Origin of the sequence: Paenibacillus sp. BK033 (assembly GCF_004345425.1) — a bacterium.
In the GTDB taxonomy this organism is placed as follows: Bacteria; Bacillota; Bacilli; order Paenibacillales; family Paenibacillaceae; genus Pristimantibacillus.
Window position 1 is genome coordinate 991409 of the sequence record NZ_SLVP01000001.1, and the last position, 18543, is coordinate 1009951.

17 protein-coding genes are annotated in these 18543 nt (G+C 51.7%); 14 read left to right on the forward strand and 3 right to left on the reverse strand.

The window, feature by feature from the left end:
• The first annotated feature begins 40 nt into the window (after positions 1–40).
• The 5 genes from EV294_RS04310 to EV294_RS30215 all read left to right on the forward strand — a co-directional run bounded on the left by EV294_RS04310 (position 41) and on the right by EV294_RS30215 (position 5238).
• On the forward strand, positions 41–946 hold the full coding sequence (locus tag EV294_RS04310; RefSeq protein WP_132304134.1) for a carbohydrate ABC transporter permease: 906 nt from the start codon (positions 41–43) through the stop codon (positions 944–946).
• 6 nt (positions 947–952) lie between these two features.
• Positions 953–1792: a carbohydrate ABC transporter permease gene (locus EV294_RS04315; protein ID WP_481856032.1), complete on the forward strand. Its 840-nt coding sequence runs from the start codon at positions 953–955 to the stop codon at positions 1790–1792.
• 125 nt (positions 1793–1917) lie between these two features.
• Positions 1918–3288 (forward strand): ABC transporter substrate-binding protein, encoded by a 1371-nt coding sequence (locus tag EV294_RS04320; RefSeq protein WP_132304136.1) that lies wholly within the window; start codon positions 1918–1920, stop codon positions 3286–3288.
• 139 nt (positions 3289–3427) lie between these two features.
• On the forward strand, positions 3428–5071 hold the full coding sequence (locus tag EV294_RS04325) for an MGH1-like glycoside hydrolase domain-containing protein (RefSeq protein WP_132305282.1): 1644 nt from the start codon (positions 3428–3430) through the stop codon (positions 5069–5071).
• A gap of 29 nt (positions 5072–5100) precedes the next feature.
• Positions 5101–5238 (forward strand): hypothetical protein, encoded by a 138-nt coding sequence (locus EV294_RS30215; protein ID WP_165930574.1) that lies wholly within the window; start codon positions 5101–5103, stop codon positions 5236–5238.
• 510 nt (positions 5239–5748) lie between these two features.
• On the opposite strand, the gene EV294_RS04330 is transcribed toward EV294_RS30215, so the two are convergent.
• Positions 5749–6561 (reverse strand): helix-turn-helix domain-containing protein, encoded by an 813-nt coding sequence (locus tag EV294_RS04330; protein WP_132304138.1) that lies wholly within the window; start codon positions 6559–6561, stop codon positions 5749–5751.
• A gap of 123 nt (positions 6562–6684) precedes the next feature.
• On the opposite strand from EV294_RS04330, the gene EV294_RS04335 reads away from it, so the two are divergent.
• The 4 genes from EV294_RS04335 to EV294_RS04350 all read left to right on the forward strand — a co-directional run bounded on the left by EV294_RS04335 (position 6685) and on the right by EV294_RS04350 (position 11626).
• Entirely contained in the window at positions 6685–8190 is a 1506-nt protein-coding gene (locus EV294_RS04335) for an ABC transporter substrate-binding protein (protein WP_165930575.1), read from the forward strand.
• A gap of 68 nt (positions 8191–8258) precedes the next feature.
• Positions 8259–9233, forward strand: a complete 975-nt coding sequence (locus EV294_RS04340) for a carbohydrate ABC transporter permease (RefSeq protein ID WP_165930576.1) — start codon at positions 8259–8261, stop codon at positions 9231–9233.
• Entirely contained in the window at positions 9230–10081 is an 852-nt protein-coding gene (locus EV294_RS04345) for a carbohydrate ABC transporter permease (protein WP_207918098.1), read from the forward strand. Before EV294_RS04340 ends, EV294_RS04345 begins: the two co-directional genes overlap by 4 nt.
• A gap of 66 nt (positions 10082–10147) precedes the next feature.
• Positions 10148–11626, forward strand: coding sequence for a sulfatase family protein (locus tag EV294_RS04350; RefSeq protein WP_132304144.1), 1479 nt, complete (start codon positions 10148–10150; stop codon positions 11624–11626).
• A gap of 461 nt (positions 11627–12087) precedes the next feature.
• On the opposite strand, the gene EV294_RS04355 is transcribed toward EV294_RS04350, so the two are convergent.
• A complete protein-coding gene (locus EV294_RS04355) occupies positions 12088–12645 on the reverse strand; it encodes a TetR/AcrR family transcriptional regulator (protein WP_132304146.1) in 558 nt (185 codons plus the stop codon).
• 238 nt (positions 12646–12883) lie between these two features.
• On the opposite strand from EV294_RS04355, the gene EV294_RS04360 reads away from it, so the two are divergent.
• The 4 genes from EV294_RS04360 (at position 12884) to EV294_RS04375 (ending at position 16205) form a co-directional block, all read left to right on the forward strand.
• Positions 12884–13894: an oxidoreductase gene (locus EV294_RS04360; protein WP_243711560.1), complete on the forward strand. Its 1011-nt coding sequence runs from the start codon at positions 12884–12886 to the stop codon at positions 13892–13894.
• Positions 13895–13953: 59 nt separating this feature from the next.
• Complete coding sequence (locus EV294_RS04365) at positions 13954–14418, forward strand: cupin domain-containing protein (RefSeq protein WP_132304150.1); 465 nt, start codon at positions 13954–13956, stop codon at positions 14416–14418.
• A gap of 106 nt (positions 14419–14524) precedes the next feature.
• Positions 14525–14950 (forward strand): ester cyclase, encoded by a 426-nt coding sequence (locus EV294_RS04370; protein ID WP_132304152.1) that lies wholly within the window; start codon positions 14525–14527, stop codon positions 14948–14950.
• 190 nt (positions 14951–15140) lie between these two features.
• Entirely contained in the window at positions 15141–16205 is a 1065-nt protein-coding gene (locus tag EV294_RS04375; RefSeq protein ID WP_132304154.1) for an SDR family NAD(P)-dependent oxidoreductase, read from the forward strand.
• Positions 16206–16451: 246 nt separating this feature from the next.
• On the opposite strand, the gene EV294_RS04380 is transcribed toward EV294_RS04375, so the two are convergent.
• The gene (locus EV294_RS04380; RefSeq protein WP_132304156.1) at positions 16452–17471 is read right to left on the reverse strand and encodes an alpha/beta fold hydrolase; all 1020 of its coding nucleotides are present in this window, start codon (positions 17469–17471) and stop codon (positions 16452–16454) included.
• A 143-nt stretch (positions 17472–17614) separates the two neighbouring features.
• Between EV294_RS04380 and EV294_RS04385 the strand changes: the two genes are divergently transcribed.
• Positions 17615–18523, forward strand: a complete 909-nt coding sequence (locus EV294_RS04385) for a LysR family transcriptional regulator (protein ID WP_132304158.1) — start codon at positions 17615–17617, stop codon at positions 18521–18523.
• The last annotated feature ends 20 nt before the right edge of the window (positions 18524–18543 follow it).

Sequence of the window (18543 nt, forward strand, 5' to 3'; positions counted from 1 at the left end):
CCATACCACAACCGCTTATGAGAAAAGGAGGCGCGATGCCATGCGCAAGCCGCCGGGAGCTTCGGACAACCTGACCGCATATACCTTCTTGCTGCCTTGGCTGTTCGGCTTTTTTTGCCTGACGCTTGGTCCGATGCTAGGTTCCTTGTACCTGTCGATGACCAAATTCAATCTGCTTAGTCCGCCTGACTGGATCGGTCTCAGCAACTATGCCGCCATCTTTACCGAGGACAGCACGTTTACCAGATCGCTTACCGTTACGTTCACTTATGTCTTCCTGTCGGTGCCGCTGCGGCTGATCTTCGCCTTGCTTGTCGCCATGGCGCTGAACAAAGGCATTCGCGCGCTGGGCATCTACCGGACCGTTTATTATTTGCCCTCACTGCTGGGAGGCAGCGTCGCGATTGCGATCGTGTGGCGACAGCTGTTCGAAGGGACAGGGGTAGTCAATCAACTGCTCGCCCGCATCGGCATTGAGGGTCCGTCCTGGATTTCCCATCCCGACTATGTCGTCTATACGATTGTGACGCTGTCCGTCTGGCAATTCGGATCGGCGATGGTTATCTTCCTGGCTGGACTCAAGCAAATACCTGCCGATTTGTACGAGGCTTCCCAGGTGGACGGAGCCGGTAAGCTGCGGCAATTTTTCCGGATTACGCTGCCGTTGCTGTCGCCGGTCATTTTCTTCAACCTGATCATGAGCATTATCAACTCCTTCCAGGCGTTTACGCCGGCCTTCATGATTGGAGACGGGCGTGGAGGACCGCTCGATGCGACGATGTTCTACACACTGTATCTGTATTTGAAAGGCTTCTCGTATTTCGATATGGGTTACGCCTCCGCGCTTGCCTGGATTATGCTTCTCATCATTGCCATCTTCACGGCCATCGTGTTCGTCACCTCGAAGTATTGGGTGTTCTACGGCGACGGCAAGGAAGGGAGGTAGACAAGCATGACGATGCGGCATAACCTGTCTCGTCTCGCCAGACATCTCATCATCATCCTAATCGGCATAGGCATGCTCTATCCGGTGCTGTGGCTGGTCGCGAGCTCGTTCAAACCGAATACGATGATTTTCACGAACACAAGCCTCTGGCCGGCAGCATTCACGCTCGACAATTACGTCAACGGCTGGCGCGGACTCAATGGCGTATCCTTCAGCAAGTTCTTCATGAACTCGGCGCTCATCTCGGTTATGAGCGTGCTGGGCAATGTGCTCACCTGTTCGCTGGCGGCATTTGCCTTCGGACGACTTGAGTTCCGGATGAAAAAAGTATGGTTCGCCTTGATGCTCGTCACGATCATGCTGCCTTATCACGTGACGCTCGTACCGCAGTATATGATCTACAACGAGTTCCAGTGGATCAATACGTATTTCCCGCTGATCCTGCCTAAATGGCTGGCCCATGACTCGTTCTTCATCCTGCTCATGGTACAGTTCATCCGCGGCATCCCGCGCGAGCTCGACGAGAGCGCACGGATCGACGGCTGCAGCCAGCGGCAAATTTATTGGCGCATCATTCTGCCGCTCCTCGTACCCGCGCTCATTACGACGGCGATCTTTACGTTCATCTGGTCGTGGGACGATTTCTTCAGTCAAATGATTTACTTGAGCGATATCCGCCTGTTCACGGTACAGCTCGGCATCCGTTCCTTGTTCGATCCGTCCGGGCAATCCGATTGGGGGGCACTGCTGGCGATGTCGGCCTTGTCGCTCCTGCCGATCACGGCCATTTTCCTCCTGTTCCAGCGGTATTTCCTCGAGGGGATTGCGACGACCGGCTTAAAGTAAGACCCACCTGAAAAAATCGATAACGAAGAGCCGAAGGACTCTCATTCTCGCGTAACGGGACTTCAGCTACGATAGAATTGCAAGCGGTTAACACTAAAACGTTCTTATAATGGGAGAGCAGCGATATGAAAAAATCGATGTTAGCATTGACGCTTACGGCGCTAATGACCGTAATGGCCGCTTGTTCGGGAACAAGCGGCGGACCTTCAGCAGGGGGAGAGTCGTCGAATAACGGTTCCTCCAATCAAGGGGTGACGAACACAAAGCAGCCGGCCGAGGGAGGGGAGGCATCAGACGATCAGGTCGAGCTTCGCGTCATGTGGTGGGGCGATCAAGCCCGTGCCGACCGGACGAACGAGGCGCTGAAAATCTTCATGGAGAAAAACCCCGATATTAAAGTTATTGGCGAATTTGCGCCAAGCTCCGGTTATTTCGATAAGCTTAACACGCAGCTGGCTTCCGGAACGGCACCGGATGTTTTCTTCCTTGGCGGGAATGTGGTCGACTATGCGAAAAAAGGCGTCCTGCTTGACCTCAGCCCATATATCGACAAGGAGCTCAACCTGAAGGATATGGACAAAGCAATGATTGAATACGGCACGCTGGACGGCAAGCTGCAGCATATCTCGGCCGGCGCCAATGCGAGGGGCATTCTGATTAATACAACGATGTTCGAGAAAGCGGGCATTCCGGTTCCGCAGGACGGCTGGACGTGGGACGACTATGCGGCGATCAGCAAGCAGATCTCCGATAAACTCGGCAAAGGCTTTTACGGCACCTATAACTTCACCGTGGATGGCTTCGATATTTATCTGAAGCAAAATGGCAAGCAGCTCTACGATATGGCGAACAATCAGCTTGGCTTCGCGGAAGCGGATATCCGGCCATGGTTTGATTACTGGCAGAAGACCTCCGAGGCAGGCGGCGTCGTAACGCCGGAGCTCCAAGTGTCGAATCCGCCAACCGATACGGGCAAATCGCTCTTGCTTACGGGCAAGGTGGCCATGACGCTTGCCGCGTCCAACCAGCTAACCGCCATGCAAGGACTGACGCAGGATAAGCTGACGCTTGTGCAGGTGCCGCGCGGCCCGAAAGGAACCGGCGTCGTGTTTGAATCGAGCCAGGGGATGTCCGGCTATGCCAAAACCGAGCATCCCGCCGAAGCCGCGCGTCTCATGAGTTTCTGGATCAATGATCCGGATGCGGCGAAAATCCTGGGCAATGACCGCGGCGTGCCGGTCACGGCCGCCAACCGCACGCTGCTCGAAGGCGAAGCAAACGAAATCGACAGCCTCATTTACGATTACACGAGCCGCGTCTCCAAACAAGCGGAGACCGAGCCGTTCGCCGTCAGCTACAACCTGCCGGGCTTCTCCGAGTTCTCGAAGCTAGCCGAGACCACCGTGCAGGAAATCGGCTTTGGCCGGAAAAAAGTCGAGCAAGCCGTAACCGACTTCTACAGCGGAACGGTTAAGATATTCGACAGCAACAAGTAAGGGGTTACTGCGCTGACTGGCGAACCAACCGTCGCTTAGCGTTGGCTAGAAAGGCAGGCTGAGGGCCTGCCTTTTGATTTTGAAGGCGTGCGCTTTGATTCCCTCCCATGGAAGGGTGAAGGAGGTTAACCTTTATATGATGAAAGAACATTTGCTAGACAGACTCCGCAGTTTGGATGCGGCTAGCAGAATCGGCGAATTTAAGAAAGAATCCGACGCGGCGGTGCTGGCGGAGTGGGAGAGCTCCGGAGTCCGGTTCGCGTCCACGGGCCGGCTGGAGACGGTCTACTATAACGCGCTAAGCAAACTGCTGGACTGCATCGTGCCAACAGGCGGTCCTATGCCAATTCTGCATGAAGGCGGCATTTATCTCGGCTGTTGGATGGAGAGCACGGGCACCATTAACGCGGAGCTGCTGTCCCGCTTCATACCATCGGTGTCGGAATCGACTTATCGCGCATTTGCAACGCACCAGCGCGAGGACGGGCTGATGCCGTACAAAATTACCGCTGACGGACCGGTATTCCGCCAAATCCAGATGGTTACGCCGCTGGCCCGCTGCGTATGGAACCATGCCGCGCTTCATGGCCAAGACGGGGATTTCTTGCCTGCGATGTACGCGGCCATGAGCCGTCATGACCAGTGGCTTGCCGAGCATCGGGATACGCGAGGGACGGGAGCCGTCGAGGCATTTTGCACATTCGATACCGGTCATGATCTGTCTCCGCGTTTCTGGCATGTGCCGGACACGCCGCATCTCGGTTTCCCGGCAAAAGTATACCCGGACTCGCCGATTCTTCCCTTCATCGCGCCGGATTTGACCGCGAATGTCTACTGTCAGCGTGCCTATTTAGGCAAAATAGCCGAAGTGCTCGGCGGCAGCGGAGCGGAATGGAGGGAGAAGGCGGAGCGAAGCCTTCAAAGTCTGTATGCGCAATGCTTCGACGAGGAGGACTACTTCTTCTACGACAGAGACCGTCAAGGCCGTTTCGTCCGCGTCCAATCTGACGTGTTGTTGCGCGTCATGGCCTGCGAGGTAGGCGACAAGGCGTTCTTTGACGCGATGCTGGAGCGGTATTTGCTGAATACGCGCAAGTTTTTTGCCAAATATCCGTTCACCTCGATGGCGATGGACGACCCGCGGTTTGACCCCTTCTCGAGCTATAACAGCTGGGGAGGCCCGACCAATTTCTTGAGCCTGATCCGCGCTCCGCACGCCTTCGAACATCATGGCCGACATGTGGAGCTTACGTGGGTGATGTACCCGATTCTGGCCGCGATTGCGAATATGAAGCGCTTCGGGCAATGCCTCAGTCCTTGGACGGGGGAAGAGGGTTTTACGGAATCGTATTCGCCTGCCATTCTGTGCGTGCTTGATTACGTGGAGCGTCTGTGCGGCATTATGCCAACGCCGGAGGGGGAGCTGTGGTTCAGCGGTCTGGTGCCGTACGACTTCGACCACGGCGAGGAGATCGCCCATCATACCGCATACTCGCGCACCGTTGACGGAATAACCTTTGAGCTGGTCAACCTGCCGGAAGAAAGCGAAATTCTGAAAGACGGGAAAAGCATGGCAAGATTCCCTGCGGGCGTAAGGATTATTGCAGATCGCAAGGGCTTGCTGAAAGGAGTGCTTGGGTTAAGCGCGCGGACAGTCGAAGGAACGCTTTTCTACAGGGGCATGGAGTTGCCGTTTACTGTCAAGGGAAACGAACTGCTTGCCTTCGATGATGGGGTGATGCGGAAGAAGCGTGACATCGGGTTGATTTTTCCGACCTATTGATGACAAATATTCGTGAAGAAATTGATATTATGCGTAGTAAAATCGATATTCAGATCCGAGATCCGTACGTACTGCCGCTTGAACGCAACGGGGAACAGTTGTTTTACTTGTCCGGCAGCACCGATGCGAATATAGGGGCAAAGGAACCGGCTTCGATGCGTATGTAAGCCGGGATTTGACTGCATGGGAGGGCCCATACCCCGTCTATCGGCCGCAGGATGACTTTTTCACCTAGCAGAAATTCTGGGCGCATGAAGTCCATGCGTATGGTGGCCGCGTTTATATGTTCGCCACCTTCCGCCGGAATAGTCGTAGACTAAAAAAAAGATGTAGACTGCGGCAGCAGTCCATCTTTAAGTTAATTGGAAAACTACCACGGATTTTAGTTGGCATTGTTCAACGTGGGGATATAAACCCTGGAGCTCTTACTATGAATTTTACGCTTAGCGTGTCCAAGACAGCAACTGATATCTTGATAATGCACGAATGTCGGATGGCAAGAACATATATACTACGAAAGCCGCATAAACTGCGGCTTTTTTATTGTATAGAAGTTCTTGTCGTTTTCTCAAGACAAGAACTTCTATACAGCCCCGTGATCCTCGGAAATGAACGGTTTATGATGCCCAGCAGCGCAAAATGCCTTACCACGTACAGAGGCAACGAGAAGACCCGGATTAAAAGTACCTTGCGTGAGGTTTGGTAAGGGCAGCCTCGGCTGATCCGTTCAACCGGTAAGCGGACGGGGACAAGGACGTATGCTTTTTGAACATGCGGTAGAAGTAGGAGTGGTCGTAATAACCGAGGAACGTGGCAATTTCGGATACCGTTAGATCTGAACCGCCGAGCAGCCGGCAAGCTTCCTTCATCCGAAGCTGGTGCATGTACTGGATCGGGGACAATCCCATGACCTCGCGAAAGAGCGAGATCGTGTAATTCGGGGACCGTTGGATAAGTCCGGCCAGCTGGTCGATCGGGATGGCATCCCGGTAATGCTCCACCATAAACTGCTGGAGCTTCCCGGCAAGCTTGAGCTTATTGGGCGCGATGTCTGAGCTTTCCATCTCACGTGTGGCAATGCCGATGATCTCCTGCACAATTCCGGTGGAGACCATCCGGCGATTCTTCCCTTCTACGGTCCATTCCCGGTACAGCCGCTCGAAGCGGTGCCGGATATATTCGAAGCTGCGCAGCTTGCCCATACGGAATTCGGACCTTGCCAGAAGCTCAATCTCGCCGGCTTCTTCCTCGCCATAGTTGAACAGCAATGTTAGCTTGGCGTGCTCCCCTTCGTAATTCTCGCTAGCCCGCCACGATCCCGCAGGGATGAAAAGCAGATCGCCTTTGACCGCGATATAGGATTTCTGGTTGACCGTATAGCGGATCTTGCCCTCGGTAATGAGCGCCAGAATATTGCAGGTCAGCCTGGCCATGCCGTTGCGCCAGTTTGGGATACGGTTGTCGTAATGAACGGAAATAAGCGATAACATGTCAGCAGCCTCTTTTCTTTTAGAGAGAGAATTGTACACGAAGCCGTTGGATTCTACATGACCTGGTCCGGGCGATCGGGTATTATTAGTTTATATCATAGTATACAGGGAGGAATAATATTAATGAAGGGGTTTGAGCGAAAAAAGAGAACCGCTATCATGCTGCTTGCCGCAATGAGCTTATTGTCGGCATGCTCGTCGAATGCGTCTGCGCCTGCCGAAGGCTCGGAGCAGACGAGTAACGCGGGAGCAAACACGGGGCAGGCCGAGCAAGTGACGCTGCGCGTAATGGATTGGAGCGACAGCACGAAGGCAATCCGGGAGGAGTTCCACCGGAAGTTTACGGAGAAATACCCCAATATCAAGATTGAATATACACAGCTAACGATTGACCAGTTCAAGAACACGATTCTAACAGCGGTGAAGTCGGAAGAGGCGCCGGATCTGTTCCCGATCCCGACCGGCATGAAGCTGGCGACCTTGGTGAAGGACGGCTGGTTCCAGCCGCTTGACCCTTACATCGACGACAGTTTTAAGAGCTTGTTCATTGATGGGACGTTCCAAGAGGGGACGACGAAGGTGGACGGCAAGATCTATGCGATTCCCGAATCGCTGTCTCTGCCGGGCACGCTGCTCTTCTACAATAAGAAGCTGTTCCAGGAGGCGGGGCTTGATCCCGAGAAGCCGCCGGCCACGTACGACGAATTCCGCGAAGCCGCCAAGAAAATTACGGAAGCGGGCCACGGGAAGTATTATGGCATTATCGAAGGCGGCAAACAGACGAACCGCTGGACGGATGCCGCAAGAGACTGGTCTGCCCTTGCAGGAAGCGGATTGAACAGCCAGTCGCCGATTAGCCTCGTCACGAAGAAAACGACGTACGATTCGGAGGCCGTGCTGGGTCTATTCGACCTGTTCCAATCGATCGCCAAGGACGGCAGCTATCATCCGAAGACGATGAGCCTGTCCGCGCCGGAAGCCCGGGCACTATTCGCGCAAGGCCAGGCCGGGTTCATTATTCAAGGCGCCTGGAATGTCGGGGTATGGAAGCGGGATAACCCGGAGCTTGACTTCGGCGTCGCGCCGCCTCCGGTTCCGGACAGCCGGCAGAAAGGCGCGCTTCCGTTGACCAGCTCAGGAGGCTGGCTCGGCTTGTCCGCGAAGTCGGAGCATCCGAAGGAAGCAGCGCTCTATCTGAAGGAATACTACGGCGGCGATTTCTTCCAAGCGAAGAAAGTGGAGACCGGCGATTCCTTCTCCGTCGTTAAAGGCATTAATGAGAAATATGCGACTTCCGAGCAGCTGAAGCAATATTACGATATCGCGAATCAGTATGGCCGGATGGTCCCGGATCCGAACATCTTGAACCCTGCCGTCTCCGAAGTGTTCGCGGCGTTCAAGGACGTGCATCCAAGCTTGGGCGAGCTGCTGGCCGGCGTGGTCGGCGGCGCGATCTCGGATGCGCCCAAGAAGCTTCATCAACTGTCCGAGCAGCTGGACCGCGCGTGGTCGGAGGCGATCGAGGCGGCAAAGAAGAACGGCGCCGCGGTCGACGCCAAGGATTTTGAATTCGCTAATTGGAAGCCGCTGGAGAATTACGAGGCTGATGATTATGCTGCAGCCAAATGATCTAGGAAGCCAAGCACTGGTGTGGAGGAATGGCGTTATCCCTATTCCTCTCCCTGAAGGAGGACGCCATGAAATTGCAAACTGAAGTATTACCTTCTAAGGGAACATTGGGACGGGGGCGGACAGCACGATCCCGCCATACTCGTGTCCAGTTTTGGTGCTGGCTGTTCGTGCTGCCGAATCTGACACTGTTCCTCTTGTTTACGGGCTGGCCGATCGCGGTCAGCTGGTACTATTCGCTGCTGGACTGGTCGGGGCTCGATTCTCGTTCCGCCTTTATCGGTCTCGATAATTTCAAATCGCTGATCGCCGATTCGTACTTCTGGAAGGCGTACCGAAACACATTTGTCTTTATGCTGGGCGCCGTCCCGCTGCAGATTGGGCTTGCGCTTGCCGCAGCGGTCATTCTGAATCATCCGAAACTGCGCTTCGCAGCCTTTTACCGTACGGTTATCTTCCTGCCCGTGGTGACGACCGCCTCGATCGTCGGGATTATCATGGTGTACATCTGGGCGTCCGACGGCGCGGTCAATTGGCTGCTTCAGCGTCTTCACATCCTGAATTCGCCGATCAACTGGCTGGGCGATGCGGATTGGGCGCTGTTCACGGTCATTATCATCTACGTATGGAAAAATCTCGGCATTAACGTCGTGTACTGGCTAGCCGGTTTGCAGAGCGTTCCGCGCGAACTGCACGAAGCGGCCAAAGTGGATGGCGCCGGGTTCTTCGCGGTATTCCGGTACATAACGCTGCCGCTAATCGTGCCAATCGGCCTGATCATTCTGCTGCTCGATATCGCAGGCGCGTTGAAAGTATTCGATCTGGTGAAAACGATGACCGACGGCGGACCTTTCTTCGCTACGGATGTCGTGTCCACCTATATTTACCGTTACGCGTTCTCCAGCGAGCTCGGCCTGCCTAGACTCGGCTACGCATCGGCGGCGGGCATTCTGTTCGCGGCGACCGTGCTCGCGATTGGCGTCATCCAGCGGCTGTGCACCGGTCTTGGTAGGCGCGGCAGTGAAAGGAGCGTGAAGCGATGAACGCGATTGCCGCCAAGAAGGTGCTGCGGACCGTCAGAAAAGTACTGCTGTACCTCGTCTCCGCCGGTTTGCTCGTCATTTGGGTGTATCCGTTCCTATGGATGGTCGCCGCTTCCTTCAAAACGGAGGAGGAATTCTTTAACAACGGGCTCAGTCTCATTCCGAGCTCGTTACACTTCGCGAACCTAAGCCGGGCATGGAACGAAGGGAACTTCAGCCAGTATTTCGTCAATTCGGTCGTCATTACGGTTACCGTCATCCTCATCGTCTTCCTCGTGACGGCTACCTGCGGCTACGCGATCGGGCGTTATTCGTTCGGCGGCAAAAGGCTGATCGTGGCTCTATTTGCGGCCAGCATGTTCGTCCCGCTCGAGTTCGCGATCATCCCGATCTTCGAGCTGATCAAGAAGCTCGGGCTGATGAATTCGCTGCCCGGCGTAATCGCGGCGGAGTCCGGCGGCAGCCATGTCGTCTTCGTGCTCTTGTTCGCCGGGTTCTTTCGCCAGCTGCCAAGGGAGCTGGAGGATTCGTCCATTATCGACGGCTGCGGGTTCTTTCGGACCTTCGTCTCAATCATGCTCCCGCTCGCCAAACCGGTCATCGGAAGCATGATCATCATGCAGTTCATCTGGACGTGGAATTCCTTCCTTCTGCCGCTCGTGCTGACGTTAAGCAAGCCGGACATCCGGCCGCTGGCGGTCGGGTTATACGCGCTGCGCGGCGAGAATATCGTAGATTGGACAGGAATCGCGGCCGGAGGTACGATCGCCCTCGTGCCCATCATCGTCATCTTTTTACTGCTGCAGCGTTTCTTCGTAGACGGGATCGCCGGTGCGGTGAAAGGGTAGGGCAGTATCTAGGGGCATCGGGATGCCGCGGACAGACTATTAACAATGTTCAAAGGAGTGCTCGACATGAGAATTTTGCTGCTCGACCTGGATTCTACGCGGCCCGATCATCTCGGCTGCTACGGCTATCATCGGAATACGTCACCGAACATTGACCGGATCGCCGAAGAAGGGGTGCGTTTTACGAACTATTACACCTCGGATGCGCCGTGCTTTCCATCGCGTACCGCGCTAATGACCGGACGATTCGGCATTCATAACGGCGTCGTCGGCCATGGCGGAACCGCGGGTGATGTGAGGCATGACGGCGAAGACCGTCAATTCCGCAGCCGGCTGAATCATGAGAGCTTCCCTTCGCTGCTGCGGTCCGCCGGCCTTCGCACCGCGCTGATCAGCCCGTTCGGCGAGCGCCACTCGGCGTGGACGTTCTACGCCGGCTTCAACGAGATCCACAATACCGGACGAGGCGGGATGGAGTCGGCCGAAGAGGTCACGCCAGTCGTTCTGGATTGGATCGAGCGGAATGCGAGTCAAGATAATTGGTTCCTGTACGTCAATTATTGGGATCCGCATACGCCGTACAGGGCTCCGGATGCTTTCGGCCATCCTTTCCAAGACGAGCCGCTGCCGGATTGGATAACGGACGAGGTTCTGCTCGCGCATACGACGATGAAGGTAGGTCCACACAGCGCGCAGGAGATCAATATGTTCGATAACATTACCAATCCCAAGTATCCGAGGCATCCCGGCGAATTCAAGGACCGGGAGGGGCTGCGCAGGATGATCGACGGCTATGACACTGGCATTCGCTTTATGGACGACAATATCGGGCAGCTGTTCAAGGCGCTGGAATCACAGGGAGTCATGGATGATCTGGTTGTCATCATTACCGCCGATCACGGCGAGAATATGGGCGAGCTTGGCATCTATGGCGAACACGGGACAGCCGACCAAGGGACGTGCCGGATTCCGATGATCATCCGGTGGCCGGGACTGGCGCGGGGTCAGGTAGACGAAGGACTGCATTATCATCTGGACCTGTTGCCGACGCTCGCGCAGCTGCTGGGCAAAGAACCGCAGCCGGGCTGGGACGGATCGAGCTATGCGCAGGTTCTGACGGGAGGAGCGTCCGTGGGCAGAGAGCGGGAGTATCTCGTCGTCTCCCAATGCGCGCATGTCTGTCAGCGCAGCGTTCGCTTCGGGGATTATCTGTACATTCGAACGTATCATGACGGGTTCCACTTGTTCGATAAAGAGATGCTGTTCAACTTGAAGGAAGATCCGCACGAGCAGCATAATTTGGCTGAGTCGTGCAAGGCTCTGTGCCGCGAGGCGGTCTATTACTTGAATGAATGGCATGATGGCATGATGGCTTCGATGAAGAGCGATATCGACCCGCTGTGGACGGTAATCCGGGAAGGAGGGCCCTACCATGCGAAGGGCCATCTGAAGGACTATGTAACTCGGCTTGAGGAAACCGGAAGAGGCGAGGCTGCGCAGGAATTGATCCGTCGGCATCCGCGCGAAGGTCTGGGTACGAAATGAAGTTGGAGCGATATGCGGTGAATCGATGATTGACCAGCAATGCTACTGCTACCATGGATGGCCGGAAGTTCGGAATTCAAACCAAATGTTTACGGGAGTGTGGTAACAACAAGGCAATAGCTCGATTAAAAATATAAAAAAACAATAAGCGTTGTCATTAATCCGGCAACGCTTATTTTTATGGACATGAGTAAGCATTTTAGGAAAAAATTTTGGGACCAATATTAGTTTTTGTTGATGGAGACACGAAAAAACAGTTAGTTACAGTAAAATTGTCAATTAATCATCCCTTCTAATATAAGAGAACATTAATAACCTACTAACCAAGGCAGCTGCTCAGCTGCCATTTTTATTGACTGAAGGATAGCGTGATTTTTGTGCAGATATTTAGAAAAATAAAGAAAGCAAAAAAGCCGATCTATAGTCGGCTTTCCGGATTGCAAGAGATGAAACATTCTCTCCTAGTTGTTAAGAATCAATCGAAGCAAATCTTCAATCATTTCGCGAAGCTCCGAAGAGTTTCTGGCGACAATCTTAAACCCGCGGCTTGCACTTGTTAAAAGATGAGCCAATTTCTCAGAGGATAGGCTATTTAGGCAGTTGGCCGATTTCAACTGGGATTCCAAGATGGAGACCAGAACAACCTCAAGCTTATTGTAGCTCGCATGGAGTGCCTCTTGAGCAAATGTATAGGAGCTTTCAGTCATTTCTTTTACTTCAGGTGAATCCAACGATTGATCAAAATTGTTAATTGACCATACCTCGAACGCATATAAAATTTTGTCTTCAGGCGTTTTCCTCGAACTAAGCCCTTCCACTATTTCTTCAATAAGAAGGTCGCCGTAATGAAGAATCGTCGCGTTAAAAACTTCCTCCTTGTTCTTAAAATACAGATAGAGGCCCGCACGAGAAATGCCGGCGGCTTCTGCTATTTCATTCATTGACACTCGCTTATAGCCATACTTGAAAAACACGTCCAATGCAACGGTTAGTATATGAAGCTTTTTTTTATCGTCCATGATGTAATTATTATACACTTTACAAACTTTGTCTAGTCGTATACTATATGCATGTAGACATTAAACGTTATTTGTCTAAATATCAATAAAGGAGACTTATTATGATGATCACGCATAAATAAAAAATTACAATATGGGGTTGCCAACTGAACGAGCTGGACTTTGCGGCTAACATTCCAATACGGATAGCAAACGCTCGATAAGCCATTTATTATACTAACCTTTAAAGGGGAACTTTATGATGACAACAATGCAAACACCAATCGGCTCCGGGTTTGGAGCTTCTGTAACAGCTGAAGACGTTATTAAGGGGATTGATCTTTCCGGCAAAACCGCCATCGTTACCGGAGGTTATTCCGGGCTCGGTCTTGAAACCGTACGTGTGTTGCGTTCAGCTGGCGCCAAGGTTATCGTTCCAACGCGTGACTACAATAGAGCGGTGAACGCTCTTGCAAACATCGACGGCGTTGATATTGAAGTGATGGACCTGATGGACTCTTCCTCGATTAATGCGTTTGCAGACAAGTTTCTTGCCACCGGACAAGCATTGCATATCCTGATAAACAGCGCAGGCATTATGGCATCTCCGCTGTTCCGCGATACGAGGGGATATGAATCGCAATTCGCGACGAACCATTTGGGTCATTTCCAGCTTGTTGCACGGCTATGGCCAGCGCTGCGCAAGGCAAATGGCGCACGGGTGGTGTCGGTTTCGTCTTGGGGGCATCACTTTTCGCCTGTCGTATTTGATGATCCCAACTTCGATCGACGCGACTATGATCGCTGGGCAGCTTATGGCCAGTCCAAGACGGCCAACATTCTCTTCGCTGTCGCACTGGACAAACGCGGTCAGGCCGACGGCGTTCGGGCTTTCTCCCTTCATCCGGGCAGCATTGTCGGCACAGGTCTCGAAAAACATCTTTCGGAGGAGGAACTTCGAGCGGCCGGCGTCATTGACGAGCACGGACAGCCTGTTCTCGACCCCGCGAAAAATCTCAAGACGGTAGGACAAGGGGCCGCTACCAGCGTATGGTGCGCGACGAGTCCGCAGCTTAACAATATGGGCGGCGTCTACTGTGAGAACTGTGATATCGCTTCTCTCGGGCATGACGCTGAGTCGGACTTTTATTTGGACAACGATTCAACCTTAACGGATTCCGGTGTGATGCCGTATGCGGTTGACGCCGAAGCAGCCGATCGGCTCTGGAGCCTTAGCGAACAACTGATAGGTCAAAAGTTTGTCATATAAGAGAAAGTGTTGGTGCAGCGGATAGATAAAATAAAAACGGATAGCGAGGAGAAATGAAAATGGAACAGGTTAATAGGGCTTTAAACAAAGCAGCTGTTACTTTCGCCAAGGATCTCGAATGGTTCGATACGATGCCGGGCGAACAAATGGCTATTCGTATTCACAGCAGTCAAGTTGGCGGAGCAATAACCGTCATTGAAGCGCGTGTACCAGCTTTGATTGGTCCGCCAAAGCATATTCATAAGGAAAGGGAAGAGATATTCGAGATTCTTGAAGGAACTTTCCGATTCCAAGTGGGAGAGGAGGAATTAGAGGCTGCTCCAGGCACGAGTGTCGTGGTTCCACGAGGCCTACCTCATGCGTGGGCAAACGTCGGGCCTAATAGTGGACGTATCCTATTCACCTTCGCACCAGGCGGAATCGATGATTTCTTTCCTGAAATCGGCCGACATTCAATCGAGGAAATTGGGCGACTGGCCGAGCAGAATGACACCTTCATTATTGGGCCACCAATACTCGCTTAATACCGTTAACACTTAGAAATTAACATTTGGACTTCATAAAATAACTAAAGCGGGTCAGTCGATGAGTAATTTTGGCTATTCCGTGTAATCGACACGAGGTGATCATATGAATTTATCCAGCAATATCGGCGAAGAGCTTCTAACGGAGTTATGGGCCAACGTTTACAACCTTCCGCAGAACCTCGATGTCATCGACCGTCTCTGTACGGATGACTTTATTCTCTCGAACGCGGACGGTGACATTGTGGGTCGCGCTGCATTTAAGGAGTGGGCACGAACATTCACTTCGAAGATCCGCGACATCAAGTTAAAAAGCCTTGATATGTTCAGCGGCGCCGACGGCAAGCGCGTTGTATCGCGATGGGTAGTCACGGGATACAACCAAGGCGTACTTGGTTCTCTGCCCGACGATCGCCCGATTCAGCTTACCGGCATCGCGGTATGGGAGGTTCGTGATGGGAAACTCGCCCACAACTGGGTGGAACGAAGCGCATATGAACTCTCGAAGCGACTTATGAAGCCTATAAAGTAACAGACTGCGGCATCAAACGAATTCTAAAAAAGCAACGAAATTCCGCGTATACGCGGCTTTTCGTATCAATAGGCTAACCAGAATATACTGGTTAGCCTATTTTTGATGGCGGAAAACATGAATATTAATTATCGGTACAGGAAAATCTATCCTACATTATTTGAAAAACACTTTAAAGGAGCATTAGCTTATGATAACTGAACAGAAACCGCTGCATTCCGGATACGGACCCGAAACAACCGCGCAAGAAATTGTAGCTGGTCAAGACCTTCATGGCAAGTCAGTTATCGTAACAGGTGGGCATGGTGGGATCGGACTTGAAACAACTCGCGTGTTAGCAGGTGCCGGGGCAACCGTTATTGTCGGTGCCAGAAGCGTGGAGCGCGCACGAGAAATTCTTGCTTCTCTTCCTAATGTCGAGGTAATCGGACTCGACCTAATGGATCCGAACTCGGTTGAAGCATTTGCAAAAGCATTTATGAACTCTGGTCGAGAGCTGGATCTGCTTATTTTAAACGCTGGCGTAAGTTTTACCCCTGAACGAAAAGACGCACGCGGGTTCGATACCCATTTCGCTACGAATTATCTCGGGCATTTTCAACTGACGTTACGCTTGTGGGAAGCTTTGAAGCGTTCTGGTAATGCACGAGTCATCGCGCTTTCGTCCATAGGTCACATGATAGGACCGATCGATTTCGATGACCTGCATTTTAACAAAAGGCCTTATGATAAAAACATATCTTATGGGGAGTCGAAGACTGCGTGTTCGTTGTTCGCCGTGGAGCTCGATCGCCGCGGGCAAGAATACGGGATTCGCGCATTCGCAGTTCACCCCGGAGCGATCTTGTCCGGTTTGGTTCGGCATTTGAGTAACGAAGATTTGGCGGCATGGGGCGTTACCCGCAATGTAGACGGTTCCTATACTTCATCCGGTGGCTTTAAAACTGTCGAGCAAGGTGCCGCTACTTCGGTTTGGTGTGCGGTAAGTCCAATGCTGAATGGCATGGGCGGCGTCTATTGTGAGGACTGCGATATCGCTGAGGTCGTACCGGCAGACAGCCAGCTTCAACATGGCGTTCGTCCTTGGGCCATTGATCCGGCGTCCGCAAAGAAGTTATGGGATATTAGTGAGAAGCTCCTTCATATTCAAAAGGATACCATTCCTGGCGTTGGAACGGATTTGGATTCAGATCGTTTGTTGAATATAGACATTGAGGAGCCAGTAGTTAACGATCAGCTGTCTTTTATGCGCTAATGTAAGGCTACTGTTGGATATCTTCGCACGATCACAGGAAAATCTGCCGAGCAACCGGCAGATTTTTTAGTTCAAGATTCAAGGTTTAGTAGGGGCAATTTAAATATAGCTTATGACTTGACTAACTTGATAATTGAGTTATTTTAGTTGTCTATTGCATTTTAAAAACATGTCCAGGGCTCAGCAGAATTTAATAAATATCCGACAGCTGATCCAGAAATAACTGGCAGCAATGCAAATCGCGATCTATTCGTTTGTGCCAAGGGCTAACAAGTGTTTTAGGTGATCATCAATAAATTGATTATCGGCACTGTTGATTCCGCGACCGGCAAAATGGCCCCAGATCGAAGGGATTGGTTTAAAGACTGCATTAGGTATAAGCTTAGCTTCGTATTCATTATCGTCCGCTGTGCAGAAGAGGTCAGTGCTTCCCGGCATGATGCAGGCGAGAGCTTTAATGCTCTTAAGCGCTTTATCAAAATCTCCGTTATAGGAGGGGTTTGCACTAATATCCGCATGTTGGCCTGTCCATAACATGGCTAGGACATTATGTGGATCCATCTTCATAAAGCTATCTTCCCAGACGCCAGCCACAAAATCTTCTAAGGAGTCAAATCCCATCTTACGATAATGCTCCTCTCTATAAAACGCATGCGATAATCCCCATCCCGCATAGACCCGGCCAACGGCGCGCATGTCTTCAAAAGTCAGCTGGTTTAGTTTGCTTGAATCGAAACCAACCGCAGATAGCAGCGCAGCTTCCATACTCTTCAAGACAACAAAGGTATGCGGCCACGGCTTGGCAATTCCCGCGAAAGGTGCAATTCGCTCCACCATCTCAGGAAAACTTGCACCCCATTGAAAGGCCTGAATGCCTCCCATGGACCATCCAACTACGAGAGCAATCTTTTGAATGCCGAACTTTTCGGTAATCAGCCGATGCTGGAGCATGACATTGTCATAGATGGTCACCTGCGGAAACTTAGCACGGTCGAATGGAGGAGGTGTGTTGCTAGGAGACGAAGATAATCCGTTGCCCAGCAGATTCGGAACGATAATAAAATATTTCTCCGGATCGAGTGCCATCCCACTTCCAATTAACCATTCATTTTGAACATGCTGGTCGCCGAAAGCCGTTGGATACACAATGACATTATCTTTCTTTTCGTTTAATGTTCCGTAAGTCTTATAGGCAAGAAAAGCGTTCGGCAACGTCAGTCCAGATTGCAAAGATACGTCACCCAAATCAAAAGTTTCATACTCCATCGTGTTGTTTGCTCCTTTCGTGTTGAAACCATACATTTAAATTGTATTTCTTGTTGTTAGTATAGATCCGTGATATCCTCAATAAAAGTGAATGGAATTCATAGTAGTATTCAATAATTTTGAAAGTAAGGGAGGAACGTATATTGGAGTTGCGCCAACTAAAGACGTTCCGCATGGTTGCATCAACATTAAATTTCACTCGGGCTGCTGAAGTGCTGAATTACGTCCCCTCCAACGTCACGATGCAAGTTAAAGCATTGGAGGAAGAGCTTGGTGTCCGCCTCTTTGATCGCTTGGGCAAGCAGCTTGTTCTCACAACTGCGGGTAAGCGCTTTTTAACTCATATTCAAGCCGTTCTCGACAAATTGGATGAAGCTCACAGCGTCGTTCATGACAATGAAAATCTAACCGGCATCCTAACGATAAGTGCCAATGAGGTTATTTGCGCCTATCGGCTTCCAGCTGTCTTTCAACGGTTTCGTTCGCAGCATCCGGGAGTCCGTCTGATCTTCCGCTCCGTTCCGAATCAAGAGCTCAAGCAAACACTCTTTGATGGAACCGCGGATATTGTCTATATGTTGGACGAACCGATTCGATCGACCGGACTTACCGTGGAAACGTTGCTTGAAGAAAATTTCCGCTTGTTCGCCGCTCCAGATCACCCGCTCGCAAAACGGACTGTGCTAAAGCTTGAAGATTTTCACGGGCAAGTGTTCCTGACAAATGAAAAAGGCTGTCCCTATCGAACCATGTTTGACCGGTCATTTGAGAAAGAGGGCATTGATAGCATTACGTATTTAGAATTTCAAAGCGCTGAGGCCATTAAACAATGCGCAATTTCAGGAATCGGTATTGCCTTTCTTCCGGAAATCGTTACGGAAGCAGAAGTTGAACGAGGGGAACTAGTTCCCCTTTCATGGCAAATTCCAGACTTGCACGTGTATACACAGATGTTGTGGCATAAAGACAAGTGGCTTTCACCTATCGTGTTATCTTTTATAGAAGCAGCAAGGGAAGTGCTTGCCTTACAAAATGAAGGTAAAACCGTTTAGTATGCTTAATAAACAGCAGT

Coding starts and splice junctions, on each gene's coding strand:
- EV294_RS04310 (WP_132304134.1), top strand. CDS start 41: ATGCGCAAGCCGCCGGGAGCTTCGGACAACCTGACCGCATATACCTTC.
- EV294_RS04315 (WP_481856032.1), top strand. CDS start 953: ATGACGATGCGGCATAACCTGTCTCGTCTCGCCAGACATCTCATCATC.
- EV294_RS04320 (WP_132304136.1), top strand. CDS start 1,918: ATGAAAAAATCGATGTTAGCATTGACGCTTACGGCGCTAATGACCGTA.
- EV294_RS04325 (WP_132305282.1), top strand. CDS start 3,428: ATGAAAGAACATTTGCTAGACAGACTCCGCAGTTTGGATGCGGCTAGC.
- EV294_RS30215 (WP_165930574.1), top strand. CDS start 5,101: ATGCGTAGTAAAATCGATATTCAGATCCGAGATCCGTACGTACTGCCG.
- EV294_RS04330 (WP_132304138.1), bottom strand. CDS start 6,561: ATGTTATCGCTTATTTCCGTTCATTACGACAACCGTATCCCAAACTGG.
- EV294_RS04335 (WP_165930575.1), top strand. CDS start 6,685: ATGAAGGGGTTTGAGCGAAAAAAGAGAACCGCTATCATGCTGCTTGCC.
- EV294_RS04340 (WP_165930576.1), top strand. CDS start 8,259: ATGAAATTGCAAACTGAAGTATTACCTTCTAAGGGAACATTGGGACGG.
- EV294_RS04345 (WP_207918098.1), top strand. CDS start 9,230: ATGAACGCGATTGCCGCCAAGAAGGTGCTGCGGACCGTCAGAAAAGTA.
- EV294_RS04350 (WP_132304144.1), top strand. CDS start 10,148: ATGAGAATTTTGCTGCTCGACCTGGATTCTACGCGGCCCGATCATCTC.
- EV294_RS04355 (WP_132304146.1), bottom strand. CDS start 12,645: ATGGACGATAAAAAAAAGCTTCATATACTAACCGTTGCATTGGACGTG.
- EV294_RS04360 (WP_243711560.1), top strand. CDS start 12,884: ATGATGACAACAATGCAAACACCAATCGGCTCCGGGTTTGGAGCTTCT.
- EV294_RS04365 (WP_132304150.1), top strand. CDS start 13,954: ATGGAACAGGTTAATAGGGCTTTAAACAAAGCAGCTGTTACTTTCGCC.
- EV294_RS04370 (WP_132304152.1), top strand. CDS start 14,525: ATGAATTTATCCAGCAATATCGGCGAAGAGCTTCTAACGGAGTTATGG.
- EV294_RS04375 (WP_132304154.1), top strand. CDS start 15,141: ATGATAACTGAACAGAAACCGCTGCATTCCGGATACGGACCCGAAACA.
- EV294_RS04380 (WP_132304156.1), bottom strand. CDS start 17,471: ATGGAGTATGAAACTTTTGATTTGGGTGACGTATCTTTGCAATCTGGA.